Origin of the sequence: Pseudomonas sp. WHRI 8519 (genome assembly GCF_040224055.2) — a bacterium.
In the GTDB taxonomy this organism is placed as follows: domain Bacteria; phylum Pseudomonadota; class Gammaproteobacteria; order Pseudomonadales; family Pseudomonadaceae; genus Aquipseudomonas; species Aquipseudomonas putida_X.
In genome coordinates, this window is sequence record NZ_CP167996.1 from 5,252,044 (window position 1) to 5,274,254 (window position 22,211).

Here is a 22,211-nt window from a genome sequence, read left to right on the forward strand (position 1 = left end):
TTGGGATACGCCGTCAGTCGGCGAAGGCCTGGATGATCACGTCCACAGCATGTCAGTTACGCACTCGTCGGTACTGCTGGGTCGGACTGCGCGGTGAATCTGGCTCTGTCATTTCGATCAGCCCTGCAGCCAAAGCAGGTTTCAGATAGCTTTTGCTGAACGTGGGGCGGTGAGAAAGTCCCAGACGCTGCATCAACTCATTGCTTTTCAACGCTGAACCCGGCGGAAGAATACTCAAAAGGCTGGCTACTTGATCGGTTACTTGATCGGTTACTTGATCGGTAGCCCTGGCTTCAACAAGTGCCTGCAGCAGAGCACTCAGCATGAACTCAGCGAACGGTGTTGCCTCAGCTGCCTGATCTGAAGCTGCAAGCGCTGCGTAATAGGCGTCCTGTTGCTCACGGATAACAGTTTCCACCGGCATGAATGCCATAACAGGGCGCCAGCGACTTAGCAGGAGTGTCTGCCATAACCTCCCCATCCGCCCGTTACCGTCAGCGAACGGATGGATGAATTCAAATTCGTAATGAAACACGCAGCTTACAATCAGAGGATGCCACTCACTGCGGGCCAGCCAATGCAGAAGGTCCTGTACCAGCGTTGCAACCCGGCTGGCGGGTGGCGCCATGTGCAGCAGCTTTGCCTCACGGTAGATACCCACGCCACTCTCGCGGAAGTGACCTGCATCATCAATCAGACCCTGCATCAGTAAACCGTGCGCAGTCAGCAAATCGGATTGACGATCCGGCTGCCAGGTCGGCATCGCATCGTAAGCAGAGAAGGCGTTGCGGACTTCCTGGATCTCGCGTGGCAAACCCATTACTCGCTTTCCATCCAATAGCGCGGTCACCTGCTCGACGGTAAGGGTATTGTTTTCAATGGCAAGCGAAGCCTGGATGGTCCGTATACGGTTACCTCGGCGCAGTTGTGGTGTGAAGGTATCCTCCCGATAAGCCGTCAGTTGCCCCACGCACTCACTGATCTCGGCGACCAGTGCCAATATTCGCGGCGTTACTGTCAGCGGCGGCTGATAATTGCTCATCGCCTGTATTTCCTTTGAATTCAAAAGACCTGAAGAGGGGCTGCATTGCCACCCAAAGGCCACATGCAATTGCCTTCACCTTATCCACTGCTATGGCATGGGTAAAGCAAGCGGGGCTATTGGTTCACGAATTTCTAAACTAATTATTTCCCCCCAGCGATTTTTCCCCCCGCCCCTCCCCACCAGAATCGCTTCACCACAATCACAAAAACCGTGAGGCCACTCCCGTGGACCAGACACTCCAGGTACGGCAGGCCGCCGCCGACCTCGTCGCCGCCTTCGCCAGCAACGACACCGCCCGCTACTTCGCCTGCTTCAGCGAAGATGCCACCTTCCTTTTCCACACCTTGGCGCAACCGCTGCTGTCGCGCGGTGCCTACGAGGACCTCTGGGCCCAATGGCAGGCCGATGGCTTTGCCGTGCTCAGCTGCGTTTCGAGCAATGCCCAGGTAAGCCTGCAGGGTGAGGTGGCGGTTTTCATGCACGATGTGGCCACACGCATCCGCATCGCTGGCGAAGAACACCAGCTGGCCGAGCGCGAAACCATTGTGTTCCGCCGCCACGGCGAACGCTGGCTGGCCTGCCATGAGCACCTGTCGGTCGTCACCGCAACCTGATTCACCTTACGCGGCCCTGCCGCCCTGCCATCGCACCCACAAGAGGGCCGCGCCCCGCGCCGGCCTACAACAACCGCGCTGGAGCATCACCATGAGCCACTCGACCGGTATCGAGACCAATGGCGTCGAACAGATCCCTGACGATCAACGCGACGCCTCCCCGCTGGACCTGTTCCGCCTGATCTTCGGCGGTGCCAACACCTTTGCCACTGCCGTGCTGGGCAGCTTCCCGGTGCTGTTCGGGCTGTCGTTCCAGGCTGGGGTCTGGGCGATCCTGCTCGGCGTCGGCGTGGGTGCGCTGATCCTTGCACCCATGGGCTTGTTCGGTGCGCTCAACGGCACCAACAACGCGGTGTCGTCGGGCGCACACTTCGGCGTGCACGGGCGCATCGTCGGCTCGTTCCTGTCGCTGCTCACCGCCGTGGCGTTCTTCTCGCTGTCGGTATGGAGTTCCGGCGATGCCCTGGTCGGCGGCGCCAAGCGCCTGGCAGGGCTGCCGGAAACCGACCTGACCCTGGGCCTGGCCTACGGCCTGTTCGCCACACTGGTGCTGGTGGTGTGCATCTTCGGCTTCCGCTTCATGCTGTGGGTCAACAAGATTGCCGTGTGGGCCTCGAGCCTGTTGTTCCTGCTGGGCATCTTCGCCTTCGCCGGCCCGTTCGATGCGGGCTACGCCGGGAGCGTCAGCCTTGGCCAGGCCGGGTTCTGGGCAGCCTTCGTCGGCGCGGCGATCCTGGCCATGAGCAACCCGGTCTCGTTCGGCGCCTTCCTGGGCGACTGGTCGCGCTATATCCCGCGGCAAACGCCCAAGGCGCGCATCATGCTCGCGGTGATCGCCGCCCAGGCTGCCACGCTGATTCCGTTCCTGTTCGGCCTGTGCACCGCGACCCTGGTGGCCACCCAGGCCGCGGACTATATCGCCGCCAACAACTATGTGGGTGGCCTGCTGGCGATTTCGCCTAGCTGGTTCTTCCTGCCGGTGTGCCTGATCGCGGTGATCGGTGGCATGTCTACCGGCACGACTGCCCTTTACGGCACCGGGCTGGACATGTCGAGCGTGTTCCCCCGCCTGCTCAGCCGCGCGGGCGCCACCGTGCTGATCGGGGTAATGGCCATTGCCTTTATCTTCATTGGCCGCTTCACCTTCAACCTGGTACAGAGCGTTTCGACCTTCGCCGTGCTGATCATTACCTGCACCAGCCCGTGGATGGTCATCATGATTCTCGGCTTGATCACCCGCCGCGGCTTCTACCACGCCGACGACCTGCAAGTGTTCACCCGCGGCCAACGCGGCGGCCACTACTGGTTCCTGCATGGCTGGAACTGGCGCGGCATGGGGGCGTGGATCCCCAGCGCGGTGGTCGGCCTGAGCTTCGTCAACCTGCCTGGGCAGTTCGTCGGCCCGCTGGGCGACCTGGCTGGCGGCATCGACGTGAGCCTGCCGGTCACCCTGAGCATGGCCGGTGTGCTTTACCTGCTGCTGCTCAACCTCTTCCCTGAACCTGCCGGCGTGTATGGCCCCAACGGCCCGCGCTGGGTACGCTGCAAAAGCACCTCACACACGCCGGTGCTGAACCCGGCCGAAATAGCCTGACTGGATAACGATCATGACCACTTCCCACTACATTGCCGGCCGCTGGGTCGAAGGCCTGGGCAGCGACTGCATCAGTGTCAATGACCCTGCACTGGGCCAACCTTTCGCCGAACTGATGGCCGCCAGCGTTGCCCAGGTCGACCAGGCCGTGGCGGCGGCGCGCGAAGCCCTGTCCACATGGAAGCAGGTAAGCGCCAGCGAGCGTGCGGCCTACCTGCGCGGTTTTGCCGAGCAGCTCGGGCAACGCCGTGAAGCATTGATCAGCCTGCAAATGCGCAACAACGGCAAGCCTCGCCACGAGGCCGAAATCGACCTGGACGATGCCATAGCCACCTTCGCGTATTACGCCGACCTGGCCGAGCAACTGCCGCAAAGGAACCGCGAAGTGGCGTTGGCCGCACCGGGGTTCACCGCCCGCACCCGGCTGGAGCCGGTGGGTGTGGTCGGCCTGATCGTGCCGTGGAACTTCCCGTTGGTGACCAGCGCGTGGAAGCTCGCACCGGCCTTGGCTGCAGGCTGCACCGTGGTGCTCAAACCCTCGGAGATCACCCCACTGATCGAGCAGGCCTACGGCCAGATCGCCGATACCCTGGGCCTGCCTGCGGGCGTGCTGAACATTGTCAACGGCAAAGCCGAGACCGGCGCCGCACTGAGCAACCATAGCGGTGTGGACAAGCTGTCGTTCACCGGCAGCAACAGTGTCGGCAGCCAGGTGATGCGCAGCGCATCGGCACAGTGCCGGCCGGTGACCCTGGAGCTGGGCGGCAAATCGGCAATCGTGGTCTTCGATGATTGCGATGTGGACCAGGCGGTAGAGTGGATTGTCGCCGGTATTACCTGGAACGCAGGGCAAATGTGCTCGGCTACCTCTCGCTTGCTGGTGCACGAGGGCATTGCCGATGCGCTGCTGCCACGCCTGCAACAGGCACTGGAAACGCTGCGCGTCGGTAACCCACTGACCGAAGAAGTGGACATGGGCCCGCTGACCAGCCAGGCGCAATGGCTGAAGGTTGCCAGCTACTTCGCCACAGCCCGTGAAGAGGGGCTGCAGTGCCTGGCCGGTGGCAAAGCGCTGGACCGCGACGGCTGGTTTGTCAGCCCGACGCTGTATACCGACGTACCGGTGGGGAGCCGTCTGTGGACTGAAGAGATCTTTGGGCCGGTGCTGTGCGCGCGCCGTTTCACCACCGAAGCACAGGCAATTGCCGAGGCCAACGACAGCCGTTTCGGCCTTGTCGCCACCGTTTGCTCAGCGGACCTGGAGCGCGCCGAGCGGGTGGCCGATGCGCTGGAAGTCGGGCATGTGTGGATCAACTCGGTACAAGCGGTGTTCGTCGAAACGTCTTGGGGCGGCACCAAGGGTAGCGGCATCGGGCGCGAGCTCGGGCCTTGGGGGTTGTCGGGCTACCTGTCGGTCAAGCATGTGACGCGTTGCCTGGGCTGATTGCCCTGTGGGCCGCCAGGCGGCCCAATCGTCGGTCAAGCCGGTGCCATTCACCGCTGCACCGGTATCGCCAGCAAGACAGTCGCTCCCACGCTCAGCCCTGACACAGCACCACCGCAGGCCGGCTTGCGCGCAACGCCCTCACGCCGGCTCGTCGCCCTGACGCGCGCCCTCCTGCACCAGCACCATGCTCTGCGGTGAAGACAGGGCGATGCCCTCATCACGCAAACGCCCCAGGATGGTGAACAGCAGGTCGCTGCGCGCCCCCGACACCTGCCGCGGCCCCGCCACATAGCCACTGACACTGATCACCATGCCGCTGGCCGTCAGGTCCTTGAAGGTTACCGACGCAGCCGGCGCGTCCAGGATCGCTTCATGCTCGTGAAAAGCAGTCAGCAGCAGGTCGCGAACCTGGTTGGCATCAGTCTCCAGCGGCAAGGTCAGGGTGATGCCCACCACGCCCAAGGCATTGCCCATGGTCACGTTGCGCACGTTCTGCGAGATGAACTGCGAGTTGGGCACGATCACCGTGGAGCGGTCAGACATCTGGATCTCGGTGGCGCGCACGTTGATACGGCGTATGTCACCCTCGACGCCGGCCAGGCTCACCCAATCGCCCACCTTCACCGGACGTTCGGTGAGCAGGATCAGACCGGAGATGAAGTTCTGCACGATCTGCTGCAAGCCGAAACCGATACCCACCGACAGCGCACTGACCACCCAGGTCAGGCTGGTGAGGTTGATGCGCAGCGTCGACATCACCAGCATGGCCAGGAACAGGAAGCCCAAATAACCGACCAGCGTTACCAGCGAGGCACGCATGCCGGCGTCCATGTCGGTTTCCGGCAGCAGGCGCTCGCTCAGCCAGCGCTTGAGCACACGGATACCGAGCATGCCGCCCAACAGCAACGCCACGGCCAGCAGGATGTCCTGGGGCACGATGTTCAGGTTGCCGAGCAATTTGCCACCGGTGCCGTCCCAATCGCCCAGGCTCAGCAGCAGCTCGCCAGGGCTGGTGCCAGACGGCATAAACGCCAGCATCACGGCCAGGAACAGCAGGACCGTGCGGCTGACACCGGTCAGGATGGTGCTGGCCTGCGCCTGGTGGCGTGGTGCCAGGCCCAGCGACGACGCCAGTGCCAGGCCGCCGGGTTGGCGCGGCGACAGCAGGGTTTCGCACAGGTCAGCCAGGAAGGTGGTCAACAGGTAGGCGCAGGTGGCGACCACACTGATCCACAGCAGCTTGGCAGTGAGGAAGTAGGCCAGGGTGAGGTAGCCGGCCAGCAATGTGAGCAGGATCAGCCCGACCCACACCACGATCACGAACGGAATCAGCCCTGCCAGGCCGGTCGGGCGCGCCAGCCCATGTTTACGCAAGGTACGGCGGTAACGTACCAGGGCTGCCGAGAAGATGGCGGCCACCACCAGCGCGGTCAGGCCGTTGGTGGCCACAGTCAGCGCCAGGCTGGTGCCGATCACACTGTTGATGCGCTCGAAGGTCAGCATCACCATCAGCGCCAGGGCCAGCAACTTGGGGAACCAACCCAGAGCAGTGGCCACTTCGTCGGGGATCGGCGGCAGGCGCCAGGACGGCCGTTGCAGCATCAACATGGCCCGGCCAAGGCCGGTGATGAAGGCACTGAACACCACGAGCAGGAGGAAGTGGTTGGTCAGGTTGGCCATGTCCGAGCCCAACCTGGCACTGCTTTCAAGGCCCCAGCGCAGCAGCGACACGGCACCGGCGATGGTGCCCAGGGTGGCCAGGCTCACGCTCAACGCCAGTGCGCTTCGACGTAGCCGGCCTTCGGGCAGCCAGCGGACCATGGCGGCCGCGAGCAAGCGCTCAAGGACCAGGCGGACCAGTGTCCAGACCAGGGTCGCAGCCACCAGGCTGGTGATGAAGAGCACACGGTGTTCAGCGCTGAAGGCACTGGCGACGGCATCGACCGCCTCGCCGCGCAGGTCACGCAGGCGCATCACATCGTCCTCGGTAGGACGGATCAGCGACTGCCAGAAGGCAGGGCTCAGTGGGCTGGCTGCGCGGCTGGTAACTTGCGAGTTGAACTGGCTACGGCGCAGGTTGACGATTTGCGTGGACAGGTCGCGCGCCGACTGGGTCAGCTTGGTGGCCTGATCCTGCTCAGCGAGCACGGACTTCTTCTGCGCCTCCAGCTCCTTGCGCTGCAAGGCCAGGGTGGCGGCTTCGTCCTTCTGCACCGGGCCGATGACCTTGAGCTTGTCGTCGAGGCTCTGCACGTCGGCAGCGCGCAAGCTACTCAGCGCATCAGCCTGGCGTTGGACCTGCACGGTAGCCATGCGCAGTTGCGAGAGCAGGTCGTCGTTGGCGTTGCTGGTAACGCCCTGACGAATCTGGTCGAGCCTGTCGCTCAACTGCTCGATGCTTGCGTTTTCATCAAGCACCGGCAGCTCGCCGGCAACCAGGTTGGCAACCGGCACGGAGGCCGACCAGGCCGGCGACGCAAGCGCCAGCATTAGGGCCATTACACCCAGGTAAAATCGGGCAAGGCAGACACGCCTCATCGAACGTTCCTCATCACAAGGCTATTTGGCGGTGGATTCTACGCGGCTTGCGGCGTTCAGGAGAGTGCCGTTTCTCGCTCCAACAGTTGCCGCTTACGCTCCACCCCCCAGCGGTAGCCGCTGATGTCGCCGTCCCGGCGCACCACCCGGTGGCAAGGAATCGCCACGGCGATACGGTTGGCCGCGCACGCCATGGCCACTGCGCGCACGGCTTTGGGCGCGCCAATGCGCTCGGCGATCTCGGTATAGCTTACCCGGCCGCCCACTGGCACTTCACACAGAGCTTGCCAGACCCGCTCCTGAAACGCGGTGCCCTGCACATCCAGAGGCAAGTCCAGGCCCAGGGCAGGCGCCTCGACGAAGCCCACCACCTGCGCCACCAGGCGTTCGTACTCGGCATCGCCGCCGACCAGGTGCGCATTGGGGAATTGGTCCTGCAATTGCTCCAGTAGCGCCTCAGGCGCGTCCCCCAACAGGATCGCGCAAATGCCTTTTTCACTCTGCGCCACAAGGATCGCCCCCAGTGAACACTGCCCCACGGCAAAATGAATGGCCGTGCCCGCACCACCGGCACGGTACTGGCGCGGGCGCATGCCCAAGCGCTGATCGGCGCTTTCGTAGAAACGGCTGTTGGAGTTGTACCCTGCAGCAAAGATGGCATCGGTCACCGATGTTTTCCCCTCGCCCAGCCCCTCGCGCAGGCGCCGGGCGCGGAAGGCTGTGGCATAGGCCTTCGGCGTGAGGCCGGTTTCGGCCTTGAACAGGCGGTGCAGGTGGTACGGGCTGACACCCAGTTGGGTACCGAGCTGGGCCAGGCCGGGTGGGTTGTCCGAGGTTTCGAGCAGGCGGCAGGCGCGTGCTACTAGTTCGCCGTGGCGAACGCTCGACGGCTTGCCCTGGCAACGCCGGCAGGGCCGATAGCCTGCGGCCTGCGCGGTGGCGGCATCGGTGAAGAATTCGACGTTCTCGCGCTTGGCCATGCGCGCTTTGCAGCCAGGTTGGCAGTAAATGCCGGTGGTGCGCACGGCGTAGACGAAATGGCCTGCCGCCGCCGCATCGCGGGTGTATACGGCTTGCCAGCGTTGTTCGTCAGTGGTGTAGGGCGTCATTGGGGTATGCCTCAACTAAGCTGATCGTCTCAGGCCCGCCACAGATACCAGGCTGCCACAGTCCGGTAGGGGCGCCAACCGGCGCCCAGCGAACGCATCTGCGCCGGTGTCGGCGCCTTGCCCAGCCCCTTGAGGCGACGATACCCCTCGCGCACGGCGAAATCGTCCACCGGTAATACATCGGAACGCTCCAGGCTGTAGATCAGCAGCATCTCGACGGTCCAGCGGCCCACGCCCCTCAACGCAACCAGGCGCTCGATCAACGCCTCGTCGCTCATGCCCAATGCCTCTTCCCGGCACGGCACCGCGCCATCCAGCGCGGCCAGGGCAATCCCCTGAATCGTCGCCAGCTTGCTGGCGGAAAACCCACAGGCACGCAGCGTTTCCGGCGCCACCTCAAGCAACTGCCTCGGCCCGGGGAACCCATCGCCAGGAAACAACGCCAGCAATCGTCCGAGTATCGCCTCGGCCGCTCGTGCATGCAGTTGCTGGTACGCAATCGCCCGGACCAACGCCTCATAAGGCTCGCGCCCCGGCGTCGCCCGGTGCAGGCAGGGCCCGGTCGCAGCAATGTGCCGCGCCCAGTCAGGGTCCAACGCGGCCAGGTACTCGGTGGCTTCGCGGTAGGCTTCAGGCGAGAGGTCGGCCAGGATCATCCGTAACTCCAGTGGGTTCAAGGCAGGACCAGCTTAGCCCAGCCACGCATCGTGGAAACGCCGAATCTTGCGCAGCTAATTCCTGGCAACCATTGCCCCGTGCCATCATCCACGCATAGAATTGAGAACTATTCACAGTCACGTGCGCTTCATGGGGTCAGCCGCTACGATGCAGCTCAACGACACGCTCAAACCCGCCGAAGTCGCCCTGCTCTACCAGTCCCATCACGCTTGGCTACGTGGCTGGCTGCGCAGCCGGGTCGGCTGCCAGGAACACGCTGCAGACCTTGCGCAGGACACCTTCGTGCGCCTGCTGCGTGCGCGCCAGGTTTCGCCGATCAAAGAGCCGCGGGCATACCTGAGCAGCATCGCTCGCGGCCTGATGATCGACCAGTTCCGCCGTCGCGCCCTGGAGCGCGCCTACCAGGAAAGCCTGGCCCAGGTACCTGAAGGCGAAGTACCCAGTGAAGAGCATCGCCTGGTGATCCTGGATGCCCTCGAGCGCCTTGACCGCGCCCTGCACCAGCTCAGGCCACGCGCCCGTCAGGCCTTTCTGCTGGCCCAGCTCGATGGCTTGAGTATCGCGCAGATAGCCCTGCGCCTGGGCGTTTCGCGCGCCACCGTCGAGCGCGACCTGGCCAAGGCCCTGGGCGTCTGCTACCGATTGCGCTATGCCGAACTGTGATCACGCGCCCGCCCAGGCTCAGGTCGACCAGGCCATCGAGTGGCTGGTGAAGCTGCGCTTCGACACCCCCAGCCCGGCTACCGAACGGCAGTTCCAGCAATGGTTGGCCCACCACCCACACAATGCCAAGGCCTGGCAGCGGGTGAGCTCCCTTAGCGACGAGCTGGCGGGGCTGCCCAGCGACCTTAGCCGACGCACCCTGGATGGCCGCCAACGTCAGCGCATCAATCGCCGTGACCACCTCAAGTTGCTGGCGGTGATAGCGATCGGCGGCAGTGTCGGTTGGGCCGCGCGCGAGCCGCTAGGCCTGCCCGCCCTGGTGGCCGACAGCCGCACCGGCACTGGCGAACGTCGCCGCTTACAAGGCAGCGATGGCAGCCAGATCCAGCTCAACACCGCCAGCGCTATCGACCTGCGATACGGCGCCGAGCTGCGCGAACTGGCGCTGCTGCGCGGTGAAGTCAGCCTGGCCTGCAACCCTGGCGACAACCGCCCGTTCCGCATCACCACCCGGGTTGGGGCCATGGCCACCCGGGACGGCCAACTGCTGCTGCGCGAGAACGACCAGGGGCTGCTGCTGGCTGTGCGCCGCGGCGAAGTCACCTTGTTCCCCGCCTCCGCTACACCACGGGTGGTTCGGGCAGGCGAGGTGCTGCAGGTGTCGCCGCGCGGGGCCCATGCACTTGCCTCGTTGCATGGCGACCCGTGGGGCTGGACCGACGGTGTGCTGAGCGTGCAACAGATGCCACTGGGCGAGTTCTGCGCCGAACTGGCCCGCTATCGCCCAGGGCTGCTGCGCTGCGCTGGCGAGGTGGCAGGGCTCAAGGTATCCGGCACTTACCAACTGAACGATACAGGGCAGATTCTGCAACTGCTGACCCGCAGCCTGCCGGTACGGGTCGATTACCGCACACGCTATTGGGTCAGCGTAGGGGCTGCCTGAACTTTTTGAAAAAGAATGAGGTGGAATCTCATTCTCGTTCGGCCTGAAGGAACAAAACCCGAAAAGTGGTCTACGAAACCTTCAGGAGCGGTCCATGATCCACCCGTGTTCCCCCCGCAACGACAGGCTGCGCCATGCCGTGCGCGCCGCCGTGTTCGGCATTGGTCTGGGCAGCGCCTTGGCACTGCCTGTACAGGCCACCGCTGCACCCGCCAGCGAGCACCGGCAAATCGACTGGAGCATCCCCGCAGGCCCTCTGGCCCCGGCACTGGACCAGTTGGCGCGCCAAGGCGGCCTGAGCCTGTCGTTCGATGCGAACAGCCTGCTGGGCAAGACCACCCAGGGCGTGCAGGGCCGCCATGAGGCGGCTCAGGCATTGACCCTGGTGCTGATGGGTAGCGGTATGCAAGTGCAGCAGGAAGGCGACAACAGTTTTCTGCTGATACCGGCACTGGACGCGGGCAGCGCACTGCAACTGGGTGCGACCAGCATTTCCAGCGATCGCTTGGGCGAAACCACCGAGCACAGTGGCTCGTACACGACCGGTGCGGTCACCATCGGCAAGACGGCACAGAGCATTCGCCACACCCCGCAGTCGGTGACCGTGGTCACCCGTCAGCGCATAGATGACCAGAACATCACCAACCTGAGCAACCTGCTGGAGCAGACGCCGGGTGTGGTGGTGAACCTCACCGACAGCGAACGTGTGCAGTACTACTCGCGTGGCTATGCGATCGATGCCATCCAGTACGATGGCGCCACCGTGGTGCAGGGCAGCGGCGGAGGCTCATTCATCCAGAGCGATTCGGCCATCATCGACCGCGCCGAGATCTTGCGCGGGGCCACCGGCATGATCCGCGGCGCGGGTAACCCGTCCGGCACCGTCAACCTGGTGCGCAAGCGCCCGACGCACGCATTCCAGGGCGAAGGCAGCGTCACCCTCGGTTCCTGGGATGCCCAGCGGTATGTCGCCGATCTCTCCGGCCCGCTGACAGACACCGGCAACGTGCGCGGCCGGGTGATCGCCGTGCACGATGACAAGGACCATTTCCAGGACTCGCGCCAAGAGCGCAAAGAAGTGTTCTACGGTGTGCTGGCCTTCGATCTGAATGACAGCACCACCCTGACCACAGGCCTTGAGTGGACCAAGCTCGATGCCACCGGCGCCTGGGGCAACCTGCCCGCCAACTACGATGGCTCGCCCCTGCCGCTTGGCCGCAGCACTTACCTGGGTGCCGACTGGAACCGCTGGGACCGCAGCAACCTGCAGACCTTTGCCGAGCTCGAACACCGTTTCGATAACGATTGGTCGCTCAAGCTGATGGCCCAGCGCACGCACTTCGAGCTGGATGACCACGGGTTCAAGCAGACCTACTTCACCCGGGCCAGCGGCGCGGCCAACCCGGGCAACAACCCCTATCTGATGAACTATCAGGTTACCGAGGGCGACGGCGGCGAGAGCCTGCAGAACAACCTGAGCGCCACCCTCAACGGGCCGTTCGAGCTGCTGGGTCGCACCCATGACCTGATGCTGGGTGTCGAACGCATCCGCAACGATTCCTACGCCTCTGCCACCAATTTCGTCTCTTCTGGGGTGTTCGACATCCGCGAATGGGACCCAAAGACCAGCCTGGCCGAACCGGACATCGACATCACCGCCCATCCGGTGCGCACGCGCACCACCCAGGAAGCGGCCTACGCCACCTGGCGCATTTCCCTGGCCGACCCGCTCACGGCAATCATCGGGGCGCGGGCCAACTGGTATGACTACGAGCAGGAAAACAACGTCAAGGCGAACGGCAAGTTCAGCGTCGACAACAAGATCGTGCCGTACGCAGCGCTGATCTATGACCTCAACGACAACTTCAGTACCTACGCCAGCTACACCGAAATCTTCAACCCGCAGACCGCCACCGACGTCAGCGGCTCGGTGCTGGAGCCAACCACAGGCGAAGCTTACGAGACCGGCATCAAGGGCGAGTTCTACGAAGGAAGGCTGAACACCTCGCTGGCGTTCTTCCGCATCTACCAGGTCGGCAACGCCCTGGATGACCTGAGCGGCCCCAACCCCTGCCCGCCCAACTACACCTCGGGCTATTGCAAGGTCGCTGCAGGGAAGAACCGCAGCCAAGGCTTCGAGCTGGAGATTTCCGGCGAAGTGCTGCCAGGCTGGAACGTAACCGGTGGCTACACCTACAACACCACCAAGCAACTCAAGGACACCATCAGCAACACCGGCAACGCCATCCGCACCACCGACCCCAAGCGCATGCTACGCCTGTTCACCAGCTATCGCCTGCCGGGTGAGCTGCAAGCGTGGACCGTTGGCGGCGGCGTGCAAGCGCAGAGTGACATCTATAACCGCAGCGGCAGCGCCGAAGCCTCCCAGGCGGGGTATGCGGTGTATAACGCGATGGTCAATTACCGGTTCAACGAGCATTACTCGTTGCAGCTCAATGCCAACAATATCTTCGACAAGAAGTACTACCGCCAGGTCGCGCCGACGCCGACCGGCTATTACTGGGGTGATCCGCGCAATGTCTCGGTGACCTTGCGCGGCAGCTTCTGACGCAGGCTGCCGGCTTGCCCGGCGGCCGGGCAAGCACTGGCAACGACACGCTTCAGTCCGCCACTGCCCGCAGCTTACCGGCCCGCCGGTACGACTGCCGGGCAACGCACACGAACAGCCCTGCCATGATCGCCAGCGCCATCGGCAACCCATGCGGCGCCACATCCATCGCCGCGCCGCTGACCAGCGGCCCGACCAGGCTGCCAACGCCCCACAACAAGCCTACGCTGGCATTGGCGGTGACAAGGTCCTGGCCCTTGAAACGCTGCCCGATCAGCACCAACGCCAAGGTGTAGATACCGCCTGCCACGGCGCCAAGCACCACCAGCAGCGGCCACAGCAGCCAGGTCATCTGCAGCAGCCACGGCAAGGCGATACCGATTGCCATCGCCACCAGCCCGCACACCAGGTGCAGCCCGGTACGCTCAACCCGGTCGGCCAGCCAGCCCAGCGGCAACTGGAAAACCATGTCACCGGCGAACACCACCGTCACCATCAGCGCCGCCACCCCCACGGCAAACCCATGGCTGGTGGCGTACACCGGCAACAACGACAGCACGACCGCATCGAAGAACGAGAAGAACAGCACTGCCACGCACAACGCCGGGGCGACGCGGAAGAAGCCCGCCAGGCCGAAGCTTTTCTCACCCTCGTCACCATGCTCCACATGATCGTTCGGCACGGTCAGCACAATGCACACCAGCGCCAGGCCATAGCACAGGCTCACCACACCGGTGATCCACGGGCTGTTGGCGCCGATCACTGCGAGCATCGCCGGGCCGAGCACCTGGAAGCCGGTGAAGCTGGTGGCGTAAAGCGCCATGATCTTGCCGCGGTTGTGGTCCGGGCACAGTTCGTTGACCCACGACTCACCCAGGATGATTGCGATGCCCATACCGATACCCAGGCCCAGGCGCAGCAGGGCCAGCATCCAGACCGAATCGAAGGCCAGCTCCAGCAAGGCGATGCTGACGGTGCACAGGCTGAAGCACAGCAGGTAGATGGTGCGCCGGGTCAGGTACCGGCAACAGGCGTCGACCATGAACGCCGACAGCATCATCCCCGCCGCGGGTATGGCCGAGATGATACCGATCTGCAAGGTGCCGGCGCCGGCCTCATGCAGGCGCAACGACACCAGCGGCAGGCTGGCTCCCAGGCTGAAGCCAACCACAGACACGGCGAACAGAAGGCCCGCCAGCAAACGCATGTTCATGTACCACTCCAAGCAAACTGAAAAGACGCGCAGATACAGGCGCCCGGGCGCACGCCGGGAAAGCGGGTGACGCAGGGGCGCAGGTCAGTTCAGGGCGAGGTGTGGCGAGAAGGTAAAGGCAAACAGCACACTGCGGCGACGCTTGAGCACCGTATCGCTCGGCCACGCGCGACGCATGGCCTGGAGGGCAGGCTGGCGGGCGTATGGACGGGATTGGGTACGGCGCATTGCTTTGGCTACTACGCAGGTTGGAGACAAGAGGCGGCACTCTAGGCCAAGCCAGGTTGAGCCGTCAATTGCCGCGCCCACCGCGCGCAGCAGCACTGCCCCGACAGTGCAAGTGACGGTCTTGCCGGTGAAGGTGGCGCATGGCACCGGCTTCACCGGTGATCGCCGGCAAGCCGACTCCCACAAGATGGCGGCCTGCCCCCAGGAAGTTGGACACCCATCCAATGTCTGGCTCAACGTCCAACAGCTGGCGCGAATCCCTCGTGGGAGCCGGCTTGCCGGCGATTGGGCTGCAAAGCAGCCCCTGCTCAGCGCTTACCCGTGTTGGGCAGAAACACCGCCAACAGGCCGAACAATGGCAGGAACGAACATACGCCATACACGTACTCGATACCGCGCAAATCCGCGACGTACCCCAGCAGCGCCGCGCCAATCCCGCCGAAGCCGAACATCAGCCCGAAGAAGACCCCGGCAATCATGCCCACACTGCCCGGTACCAGCTCCTGGGCGTACACCACGATCGCCGAGAACGCCGACGCCAGGATGAAGCCGATGACCACGCTAAGCACGGTGGTCCAGAACAGATCGGCGTACGGCAGCGCCAGGGTGAAAGGCGCCACACCGAGGATGGAGAACCAGATGACCGCCTTGCGCCCAATACGGTCACCGATGGGCCCACCAAAAAAGGTGCCGGCCGCGACCGCGCCAAGGAACAGGAACAGGTGCAACTGCGAGCTGGCCACCGACAGGTCGAACTTCTCGATCAGATAGAAGGTGAAGTAGCTGGTGAAGCTGGCCATGTAGAAGTACTTGGAGAACACCAGCAGGCCCAGGACGACCAACGCCCCGATCACGCGCTTGCGCGAGATGCCATGGGTGGCCTGCACCACCTTACGCGCCTTGGCCTGGTTGAGGTGCTCGGTGTACCAGCGGCGCAGCATCAGGGTCACGGCGAAGAACAGCAGCCCTGCCACGCCGAACCATGCCACATGGGTCTGGCCGAACGGGATGACGATGGCAGCCGCCAGCAGCGGGCCAAAGGCCGAGCCAGCGTTGCCACCCACCTGAAAGGTCGACTGCGCCAGGCCGAAACGCCCACCTGAGGCCAGCCGCGCAATCCGCGAGGTCTCCGGGTGGAAGGTCGACGAGCCGATACCCACCAGTGCAGAAGCCAGCAAGATCATCGGGAAGCTGCCGACGAAAGCCAGCATGACGATACCCACCAATGTGCACAGGGTGCCGAGCGGCAACAGGTTCGGTGTCGGCCGGCGGTCGGTGAAGAAGCCAACCCAGGGCTGCAGCAACGACGCCGTTATCTGAAAGGTCAGTGTGATCAGGCCGATCTGGGTGAAACTCAGGTCGTAATTGGCCTTGAGCATCGGGTAGATCGCCGGCAGCACCGACTGGATGAGGTCATTGATCAGGTGCGCCAGTGCACAGAAGGCGATGATGCGCATCACCAGGGGGTTGGCTTGGGTTGCCGAACCGGTGCTGGCAGTGGAGGTGCTGCTGATGGCCATGAGTTTGAGTTCCGTCCTCAGGTGTAGGATCCGATTATCAGGAAACAAATGGATACATAGCTACCTTTTTATTCCTTCCAATCGCGTTCTTGCAAATGGTTCTCAATATATTTAGCATCCTTACCGACAATTCCCGTAATCGTTGGGCGATAACGCCCTTTAGCGAGCACATTTCAGCATGAGCCCGATGCCCGCCACGCAGATTCAGGCCGACGCGCAACAGGAAGCACTGGCGTGGTTCTCCCGCCTGCGCCAGCCGGGCTGCGATGATCGTGAACGGCAGGCTTTCGCCCGCTGGTGCCAGGCCCCGCTCAACGCCCATGCCTACGCCGAGCTCGAAGCTTGCTGGCAGCAATTGCAGGCGCCACCGGCACGGCCCCGCCCGCGCCAGCTCACCGTGCGGCGCAGCCACCTCGGCAAAGCGCTGGCATTGCTGTTTCTGCTGGCGCTGAGCGTGGCGGCGTACCTGTACTGGCCACTGATGCAGCGCCTGGGCAGCGACCTGCACACTGGCGCTGGAGAGCGGCGCAGCGTGCGCCTGGCCGATGGCTCTACCCTGCACATGGGCAGCGCGAGTGCACTGAATGTCGACCTGCGCGGGCGCACCCGCCTGTTGCAGGTTGTGCAGGGCCAGGTAGAGGTGCACGTGGCGCTCGACGGCCGCGCCCTTGAACTGCAGGTGGATGATTCGCGTATCCAGGTGTTCGGCACTCGCCTGATGGTGGCGCGTCATGCCGATCATGACGAACTGGTGGTACTCAATGGCAAAGCCCTGATCGCCCAGGGTAGCGACCAGCGTATGGTGTCTGCGGGTGAGCGGGTGACCTTCACCGAGGCGCGGATCGGCCCGGTGCAAAGGGTCGATGTCAAAAACGCGGGCGCCTGGCGCAGTGGCGGGTAAGCGACTTCGACCTTGACCGCGCAGCGGAAACCCTCGACGCGCTGGTTGCCGAGCAGCATCTGCAGCTGTACAGCATTCTCGGCCAATGGCTGATCGTGCGCTGAAACCAGGCTGGGCGGCTAAGTTTTTGAAAGCGTGCAAATTTTTTTTGAAATGAGTGTTGACAGAGGGGCATCACAAGGGAATAATGCGCGCCATCGGCTACATAGCTCAGTTGGTTAGAGCATAGCATTCATAATGCTGGGGTCCGGGGTTCAAGTCCCTGTGTAGCCACCAAACTTGAAAAGGGCTTACCGCAAGGTAGGCCCTTTTCTTTTGCCCGCAGAAACGTTCAGCCCCTCTCTTTCGCCTTCAGCGCACCCCCGATACCGCCACTGCCAAGCCGAGCCCAATCAGCGCGACACCAATCAGCCGGTCGACCAGCCGCTGGCGCTCGATCATCATTTTGCGCAAGCCGGCGCTGGAAAAAAACACCGCCACCAGGCTAAACCACGCCCAGTGGGCCAGCGACATGAAGGCACCGTAAGCAAAATCCAGCGCCAGCGGGCTGCCTGGCTGCACGACCTGGGTGTAGGCACTGATCACGAAGAGCATGGTCTTGGGGTTCAGGGCGTTGGTCAGAAAACCCGTGCGCAGGGCAGCCAGCAGCCCCGCCGCTGGCTCCTGGCCATCCAGGCTGATGCGAGCGGTACTGGTCAACGACTGATAACCCAGATAGATCAGGTATCCCGCGCCCAGCACTTTCATGGCCAGGAACAGCGCAGGGCTCTGGCTGATGACCACGGCGATGCCCAACACCGTGTACAGCACATGCACCTGAACGCCGAGGGCGATACCCACGGCAGCCGCAAGGCCGGCCTCGCGGCCCTGTGCATAACTGCTGCGGGTGACCATGGCGAAATCGGCGCCGGGGCTGATGACGGCCAAGATGGTGAAGAGGGCTACGGCGAAAAGCTCAGTCACGAAGAAGGTCCTCGATAGGCGATGAAAATGCACAGATGTCGCCATTATCGAAAGCGCGAAAACGAAGGGAAACCGATTTATAGTGACGCAAATTCGCTAGTTTTTCTCACACAGGTGCAGTGCCGTCGCCGGCAACTTCAAGCCCATGAAACTTCCCCCGCTCAGTGCCTTGCGATACTTCGATATCGCTGCCGAAACCGAAAGCTTTGTGCGTGCCGCCGAACGCCTGCACGTTACCCATGGCGCCGTCAGCCGGCAGGTCCGCCTGCTTGAGGAAAGCCTCGGCATCGAGCTGTTCGAACGGCGTAACCGGGCGATCTTCCTGACCCCGGCCGGTCGCGCACTGCACGGCACCACCCAGGCCGTCTTCGAGCAAATCGAAGGCGCAGTGCAGCGCCTTCAGCAGCAGGAACGGGGCAATGTGCTGGTACTTTCCTGCGAGCCGACCATCGCCATGCGCTGGCTGATCCCCCGCCTGCCCCGCTTCCATGCCGCTCACCCGGACCTGCAACTGCACCTGGTGGCCGCCGGTGGGCCGCTGGACTTTGCCCGTAGCGGCGTCGACCTGGCACTGCGACGTGATGATTTCCATTGGCCGCCCATGCTGCACGCACGGAAGGTCTGCGACGAATGGATCGGCCCGGTCAATCGCGATGGCAGCACCGCACTCGATGGCCAACGCCAATTGCACAGCAACACCCGCCCAAGTGCCTGGCCCACGTGGTTGCGCCTGAGTGGCCAGCAAGCCCGGCACTGCCAACGCAGCGACTACGAACACTTCTACCTGTCACTGCAGGCCGCCAGTGCCGGCCTGGGCCTGGCGATAGCCTCAGCGCTGATGGTGCGCGATGACCTCGACAGCGGGCAGTTACAGGCGCCGTTCGGCTTTGTGCGCGATGGCTCCGCCTATCACCTGCTAAGCCCGCAACCGCTGGATGACGGCGGCAAACGCCAGCGCTTTGCCGACTGGGTGATGGAAGAAAGCCAAGCGTGCCTCGCTCACCTGGGCTTGCTGCAGAACGACGAGCCAGGACTGCCATCACCGCCCCAGGTGCGATAGCCCGCGGTGTCGATATGGATGCGGCCTGTCGGGTAGCGCCCCAGCCCCATGCCCCAGGCCTGGCCATGCTGTTGCCAGAAGCGGCACAACGGATTGGGGTCGGCCCAGCCCGGCAAGAGGATATCGACGGCGAAGGCACGGGTGTGGGCGCTGTTCACGGCGCCCCCTGCACACCTGTTCAAGCCAGGGTCACGGTAGGCCGAGACTACTTCGAACTGACGCAGGATGCCTTCATCAGCCAGCGTCTTGATCAGCGCCAGCGTGGAACGCACCGCCGGCCAGTTGCCTGGCGGCGGCACGGCAAACGGTGAAGCCTTGCACAGCCGCCAGTCGGAAGCCGAGCGCAGCAGCTGATGAATCGGCACCACGCCATACAGGCGGGCATCCACCAACATCTCGCGGAAGGGCCGGGTCTGATGATCCCCGGCCCACTGCGCGAACATCCACAGGTCACGTTCATCGGCCTGAGCCACGCCGCCCAGCATCAGGCTTGTGGCCATCAGCAGCCATTTCGTCCTTTTCATCCCCGCTTCCTCTGCCCCAGTATGAGTATCGCCGCCAATCGGGGCGGCCATTACAAGGAGTTAAGCATGCACAAGATTGCCTTACCCAGCCTGGCCGCCCTCGCCTTCAGCGGGCTGGCCGCAGCCGATGCTCAGCTCGACCTGGGCGATGCCCAGCGTGTCACTCGCCTGTTCGCATTCCCCAACAACTGCCACGTGATCTGCTTTCGCCCATGGACGCTGGAGCAGACGGTCGAGCACTACCTGACCATGAGCGTACGCCGCGACGGCTACGCGGGCGCCCAGGTGCACGTGAGCCGCGACGCAGACCGCCTGCACGCGACCATCAGCGATGTGCCAGGCAGTTATACCGAGCCACTGCGCCAGCTGCTCGACAGCGGCGAGCTGGCCTACCAAGGCGCCACCGAGCTGAACAGGGACGGCAAATGGTCCTACGACTGGTACCTGTTCCTGCCGTTGGGCATGGCCCTGCAGAACCGCCGCAGCATTGAGCTGCTGCATTTCCCGCCGGATTATTCGCTGACCCAGGCCCAGGACTACCTGCGCTCCAACACCACGGACCGCTGGGCAGAGCTGCTGACCTTCAATGGCGTGGCGGCCAGCGACACACCGGCCTACCAGACCATCATCGATATCGCCCCGATTGCAGCCCCGGCCAGTGCCGGGGAAGCGCTGAAAGACACCTACAGCCACTTCAACACTTACCAGACCCGCATGGTCAGGGAGATGACCGCGCCCCTCGATGCATCAGCCCTGCCGATGGTGGCTTTCGGCGCCCCCGTGCGCAGCTGGGTCGAGCAGCAGTATGGGCCCCGCGTCGGCGTGCTGGGCCTGGTCAGCATCAGCCCGCAGGCGGGCGCCAGCGTGCCGGTGCTGGGAGCCAACCACCCGAGCGCGATCTGGTATGCGGCAGACAAGCAAAGCCATGGTGGCAACGAGGACGAAGCTGATGCAGCAGGGCTGAAGATGATGGGCCAGGACCTGACGGCGGCGTGCTGGCAGGCCGGCATGGGGCGCAATCGGCAAGCCGATGCGAAGCTGACGCTGGAAGCGTGCTCGAACAAGTGGCAGGTCACGCAGAAGAAGCAGACCTGTGAATTGTTCTTCCGCACCGTACGCCAGTACCCACCAGAGCAGGCGGCGGCCAAGTGCAATACGGGGGTGGTTACGAGGGCCCTGAGAGATTTGCGTGCACCAATCGAGAGGCTTCAGGATCTTTGATCGATGCAGCCTTTGCTGGTCTCTGAGGGAGCGGGCTTGCCCCGCGAAGAGGCCAGCAAACGCAACGCATTGTCAGTCTTCGAGCAAGGTACACGCCATCACCAGCGCATCCTCACGCCCGCCAGCCACCGGGTAGTAATCCCGCCGCCGGCCAATCTCGTTGAAGCCGTAGCGCTCATACAGGCGATAGGCCGACTGGTTGCTGGCCCGAACCTCGAGGAAGCACTCCCGCCCATTGAGCTGATACGCGCGCGCCATCAGGTGTTCGAGCAAGCGCAGCCCCAGGCCACGCCCCTGGTTCTCTGGCTTGACGGTAATGTTCAGCAGGTGCGCTTCGTCGATGATCACGTTGATCACACCATGGCCGACCTGCTGCTGGCCATCGAACATCAGCCACACTTCGTAGGACTTGAGCGCATCCTGGAAAATCCCGCGGGTCCAGGGATGGCTGAACGCGGCATATTCGATCTTAAGCACGGCATCCAGATCCGCCTCGGTCATGGGGCGGAAACTGATCGATTCACTCATTCAACGCTCTTCCAGCGCGCCATCAGCTGGCGCATCGCTTTCCAGACGTCCGCCTTGCGCTGCGGCTCGTCCATCAACAGTTCAAGGCCCGGCAAGGCCCAGGCATCGCCCAGGCCGTCGAGCTTGAGTACTTGGTAATAGGCCTGGGCGTCGGTATTGGCGGCAAAGCGCAAGGCCGGCATGCCGATCAGCCAAAGGCAGGTGCAAGGGGCTTGTTCAAGGCGCGCCTGGATGAAGCCCTGGACGAAATCACGCGCTGCCTCCGGCCCCTGGTCCATGTTGCCACGCACCAGCAGCGGCCAGCGTACCGGCTCGCCGATGATCTGCGGGGCATCTGGCAGGCCTGCGGCGCGCAGCATGTCCTTGAGCAGCAGGTAGGACGGGTCGCGGCTCTGGAACGGCTGGCCGGTGGCCAATTCCACCAGCAGCAGGCAGTTGCCGGCGCGCAGCAGTTGCAGCGAAAAACGCGGTGGCGGCACGGGGGCCGGGCGTGGTGCGGGGGCTTGCTCCTCGGCCTCGACCGGTTTAGCAGCGGGCTTGGGGGTAGTGCCCGGGCGCGGAATCTCGATTTTCGGCCGCTCACCGGAGCGCGCCTGTGGTGCGACCGGCGCTTCGTTGGCAGAGGCTGGCGAAGGCCTGACCTCGAACGCGGCCTGCTCGACCGGAACCTGCGGCAACAGCAGCTCGGGCCGCGACGGCGCAGCGAACGGCAGTTCGGCGCGCGGCAGCCAATGCACCACTTGCATGGCGGAAAGGTAGGCGCGGCGGCGGGGCTCGGTCAGCAAGGCACGGGTATCCGGGGGGCTGGAACAAGCGGGCATTCTAACGCTGTTGGCTGCCGAGCGCCGCAACT

19 protein-coding genes, 1 tRNA gene and 1 pseudogene are annotated in these 22,211 nt (G+C 63.9%); 10 read left to right on the forward strand and 11 right to left on the reverse strand.

Translation table 11 applies throughout. From position 1 onward, the window contains the following. Window positions 1-52 precede the first annotated feature (52 nt). A complete protein-coding gene (locus ABRP30_RS24020) occupies window positions 53-1,042 on the reverse strand; it encodes a Fic family protein (protein WP_267818786.1) in 990 nt (329 codons plus the stop codon). A 227-nt stretch (window positions 1,043-1,269) separates the two neighbouring features. Between ABRP30_RS24020 and ABRP30_RS24025 the strand changes: the two genes are divergently transcribed. The 3 genes from ABRP30_RS24025 (at window position 1,270) to ABRP30_RS24035 (ending at window position 4,697) form a co-directional block, all read left to right on the forward strand. Continuing rightward, a complete protein-coding gene (locus tag ABRP30_RS24025) occupies window positions 1,270-1,659 on the forward strand; it encodes a nuclear transport factor 2 family protein (RefSeq protein ID WP_267818788.1) in 390 nt (129 codons plus the stop codon). Window positions 1,660-1,750: 91 nt separating this feature from the next. Further along, window positions 1,751-3,253, forward strand: coding sequence for a cytosine permease (locus ABRP30_RS24030; RefSeq protein ID WP_267818790.1), 1,503 nt, complete (start codon window positions 1,751-1,753; stop codon window positions 3,251-3,253). Window positions 3,254-3,266: 13 nt separating this feature from the next. Next, the gene (locus tag ABRP30_RS24035; protein WP_267818792.1) at window positions 3,267-4,697 is read left to right on the forward strand and encodes an aldehyde dehydrogenase family protein; all 1,431 of its coding nucleotides are present in this window, start codon (window positions 3,267-3,269) and stop codon (window positions 4,695-4,697) included. A gap of 141 nt (window positions 4,698-4,838) precedes the next feature. On the opposite strand, the gene ABRP30_RS24040 is transcribed toward ABRP30_RS24035, so the two are convergent. From ABRP30_RS24040 to ABRP30_RS24050, 3 genes are read right to left on the reverse strand one after another with little or no spacing between them, the layout of a single operon-like run. After that, window positions 4,839-7,238, reverse strand: a complete 2,400-nt coding sequence (locus ABRP30_RS24040; protein ID WP_267818794.1) for a DUF3772 domain-containing protein — start codon at window positions 7,236-7,238, stop codon at window positions 4,839-4,841. Window positions 7,239-7,294: 56 nt separating this feature from the next. Continuing rightward, window positions 7,295-8,347 carry a bifunctional DNA-binding transcriptional regulator/O6-methylguanine-DNA methyltransferase Ada gene (ada, locus tag ABRP30_RS24045; RefSeq protein ID WP_267818796.1) on the reverse strand — a complete coding sequence of 351 codons (1,053 nt, stop codon included), beginning with the start codon at window positions 8,345-8,347 and terminating at the stop codon, window positions 7,295-7,297. Window positions 8,348-8,376: 29 nt separating this feature from the next. Continuing rightward, window positions 8,377-9,003 (reverse strand): DNA-3-methyladenine glycosylase, encoded by a 627-nt coding sequence (locus ABRP30_RS24050; RefSeq protein ID WP_267818798.1) that lies wholly within the window; start codon window positions 9,001-9,003, stop codon window positions 8,377-8,379. Window positions 9,004-9,172: 169 nt separating this feature from the next. Here ABRP30_RS24050 and ABRP30_RS24055 point away from each other — a divergent pair, with 169 nt between their 5' ends. The 3 genes from ABRP30_RS24055 (at window position 9,173) to ABRP30_RS24065 (ending at window position 13,200) form a co-directional block, all read left to right on the forward strand. Next, complete coding sequence (locus tag ABRP30_RS24055; protein WP_267824101.1) at window positions 9,173-9,688, forward strand: sigma-70 family RNA polymerase sigma factor; 516 nt, start codon at window positions 9,173-9,175, stop codon at window positions 9,686-9,688. Then, window positions 9,675-10,631, forward strand: coding sequence for a FecR domain-containing protein (locus ABRP30_RS24060; RefSeq protein WP_267818800.1), 957 nt, complete (start codon window positions 9,675-9,677; stop codon window positions 10,629-10,631). The genes ABRP30_RS24055 and ABRP30_RS24060 overlap by 14 nt, the downstream gene beginning before the upstream one ends. 94 nt (window positions 10,632-10,725) lie before the next feature. After that, the gene (locus tag ABRP30_RS24065) at window positions 10,726-13,200 is read left to right on the forward strand and encodes a TonB-dependent siderophore receptor (RefSeq protein ID WP_267818802.1); all 2,475 of its coding nucleotides are present in this window, start codon (window positions 10,726-10,728) and stop codon (window positions 13,198-13,200) included. A gap of 52 nt (window positions 13,201-13,252) precedes the next feature. Here the strand turns inward: ABRP30_RS24065 and ABRP30_RS24070 are convergent, their stop codons facing one another. From ABRP30_RS24070 to ABRP30_RS24080, 3 genes are all read right to left on the reverse strand, one after another. Then, a complete protein-coding gene (locus tag ABRP30_RS24070; RefSeq protein ID WP_241806300.1) occupies window positions 13,253-14,413 on the reverse strand; it encodes an MFS transporter in 1,161 nt (386 codons plus the stop codon). 84 nt (window positions 14,414-14,497) lie between these two features. Then, window positions 14,498-14,641, reverse strand: coding sequence for a hypothetical protein (locus ABRP30_RS24075; RefSeq protein WP_267818804.1), 144 nt, complete (start codon window positions 14,639-14,641; stop codon window positions 14,498-14,500). A 308-nt stretch (window positions 14,642-14,949) separates the two neighbouring features. After that, window positions 14,950-16,161, reverse strand: coding sequence for an MFS transporter (locus tag ABRP30_RS24080; protein ID WP_349976560.1), 1,212 nt, complete (start codon window positions 16,159-16,161; stop codon window positions 14,950-14,952). Window positions 16,162-16,339: 178 nt separating this feature from the next. Here ABRP30_RS24080 and ABRP30_RS24085 point away from each other — a divergent pair. Both ABRP30_RS24085 and ABRP30_RS24090 read left to right on the forward strand, forming a co-directional pair. Continuing rightward, window positions 16,340-17,166, forward strand: a pseudogene (locus tag ABRP30_RS24085) (FecR domain-containing protein). Window positions 17,167-17,261: 95 nt separating this feature from the next. Further along, a tRNA-Met gene (locus tag ABRP30_RS24090) sits at window positions 17,262-17,338 on the forward strand. Window positions 17,339-17,413: 75 nt separating this feature from the next. Here the strand turns inward: ABRP30_RS24090 and ABRP30_RS24095 are convergent. After that, window positions 17,414-18,025 (reverse strand): LysE family translocator, encoded by a 612-nt coding sequence (locus ABRP30_RS24095; protein ID WP_267818808.1) that lies wholly within the window; start codon window positions 18,023-18,025, stop codon window positions 17,414-17,416. Between the two features lie 145 nt (window positions 18,026-18,170). Here ABRP30_RS24095 and ABRP30_RS24100 point away from each other — a divergent pair, with 145 nt between their 5' ends. Then, window positions 18,171-19,085 (forward strand): LysR substrate-binding domain-containing protein, encoded by a 915-nt coding sequence (locus tag ABRP30_RS24100; RefSeq protein ID WP_267818810.1) that lies wholly within the window; start codon window positions 18,171-18,173, stop codon window positions 19,083-19,085. On the opposite strand, the gene ABRP30_RS24105 is transcribed toward ABRP30_RS24100, so the two are convergent. Continuing rightward, the gene (locus ABRP30_RS24105) at window positions 19,025-19,609 is read right to left on the reverse strand and encodes a D-Ala-D-Ala carboxypeptidase family metallohydrolase (RefSeq protein ID WP_267818812.1); all 585 of its coding nucleotides are present in this window, start codon (window positions 19,607-19,609) and stop codon (window positions 19,025-19,027) included. The two genes, ABRP30_RS24100 and ABRP30_RS24105, sit on opposite strands and share 61 nt — an antisense overlap. Before the next feature lie 66 nt (window positions 19,610-19,675). Between ABRP30_RS24105 and ABRP30_RS24110 the strand changes: the two genes are divergently transcribed. Continuing rightward, window positions 19,676-20,830 (forward strand): hypothetical protein, encoded by a 1,155-nt coding sequence (locus ABRP30_RS24110; RefSeq protein ID WP_349976561.1) that lies wholly within the window; start codon window positions 19,676-19,678, stop codon window positions 20,828-20,830. A 72-nt stretch (window positions 20,831-20,902) separates the two neighbouring features. Here the strand turns inward: ABRP30_RS24110 and rimI are convergent, their stop codons facing one another. Both rimI and ABRP30_RS24120 read right to left on the reverse strand, forming a co-directional pair. After that, a complete protein-coding gene (rimI, locus tag ABRP30_RS24115; RefSeq protein ID WP_012316291.1) occupies window positions 20,903-21,358 on the reverse strand; it encodes a ribosomal protein S18-alanine N-acetyltransferase in 456 nt (151 codons plus the stop codon). Further along, window positions 21,355-22,143, reverse strand: coding sequence for an energy transducer TonB (locus tag ABRP30_RS24120; RefSeq protein WP_241806373.1), 789 nt, complete (start codon window positions 22,141-22,143; stop codon window positions 21,355-21,357). The genes rimI and ABRP30_RS24120 overlap by 4 nt, the downstream gene beginning before the upstream one ends. Window positions 22,144-22,211: the final 68 nt, after the last annotated feature.

Excerpts from the sequence above, each read along its gene's own strand:
- ABRP30_RS24020 (WP_267818786.1), bottom strand. The coding sequence starts at position 1,042 with ATGAGCAATTATCAGCCGCCGCTGACAGTAACGCCGCGAATATTGGCA.
- ABRP30_RS24030 (WP_267818790.1), top strand. The coding sequence starts at position 1,751 with ATGAGCCACTCGACCGGTATCGAGACCAATGGCGTCGAACAGATCCCT.
- ABRP30_RS24035 (WP_267818792.1), top strand. The coding sequence starts at position 3,267 with ATGACCACTTCCCACTACATTGCCGGCCGCTGGGTCGAAGGCCTGGGC.
- ABRP30_RS24040 (WP_267818794.1), bottom strand. The coding sequence starts at position 7,238 with ATGAGGCGTGTCTGCCTTGCCCGATTTTACCTGGGTGTAATGGCCCTA.
- ada (WP_267818796.1), bottom strand. The coding sequence starts at position 8,347 with ATGACGCCCTACACCACTGACGAACAACGCTGGCAAGCCGTATACACC.
- ABRP30_RS24050 (WP_267818798.1), bottom strand. The coding sequence starts at position 9,003 with ATGATCCTGGCCGACCTCTCGCCTGAAGCCTACCGCGAAGCCACCGAG.
- ABRP30_RS24055 (WP_267824101.1), top strand. The coding sequence starts at position 9,173 with ATGCAGCTCAACGACACGCTCAAACCCGCCGAAGTCGCCCTGCTCTAC.
- ABRP30_RS24060 (WP_267818800.1), top strand. The coding sequence starts at position 9,675 with ATGCCGAACTGTGATCACGCGCCCGCCCAGGCTCAGGTCGACCAGGCC.
- ABRP30_RS24065 (WP_267818802.1), top strand. The coding sequence starts at position 10,726 with ATGATCCACCCGTGTTCCCCCCGCAACGACAGGCTGCGCCATGCCGTG.
- ABRP30_RS24070 (WP_241806300.1), bottom strand. The coding sequence starts at position 14,413 with ATGAACATGCGTTTGCTGGCGGGCCTTCTGTTCGCCGTGTCTGTGGTT.
- ABRP30_RS24075 (WP_267818804.1), bottom strand. The coding sequence starts at position 14,641 with ATGCGCCGTACCCAATCCCGTCCATACGCCCGCCAGCCTGCCCTCCAG.
- ABRP30_RS24080 (WP_349976560.1), bottom strand. The coding sequence starts at position 16,161 with ATGGCCATCAGCAGCACCTCCACTGCCAGCACCGGTTCGGCAACCCAA.
- ABRP30_RS24100 (WP_267818810.1), top strand. The coding sequence starts at position 18,171 with ATGAAACTTCCCCCGCTCAGTGCCTTGCGATACTTCGATATCGCTGCC.
- ABRP30_RS24105 (WP_267818812.1), bottom strand. The coding sequence starts at position 19,609 with ATGAAAAGGACGAAATGGCTGCTGATGGCCACAAGCCTGATGCTGGGC.
- ABRP30_RS24110 (WP_349976561.1), top strand. The coding sequence starts at position 19,676 with ATGCACAAGATTGCCTTACCCAGCCTGGCCGCCCTCGCCTTCAGCGGG.
- rimI (WP_012316291.1), bottom strand. The coding sequence starts at position 21,358 with ATGAGTGAATCGATCAGTTTCCGCCCCATGACCGAGGCGGATCTGGAT.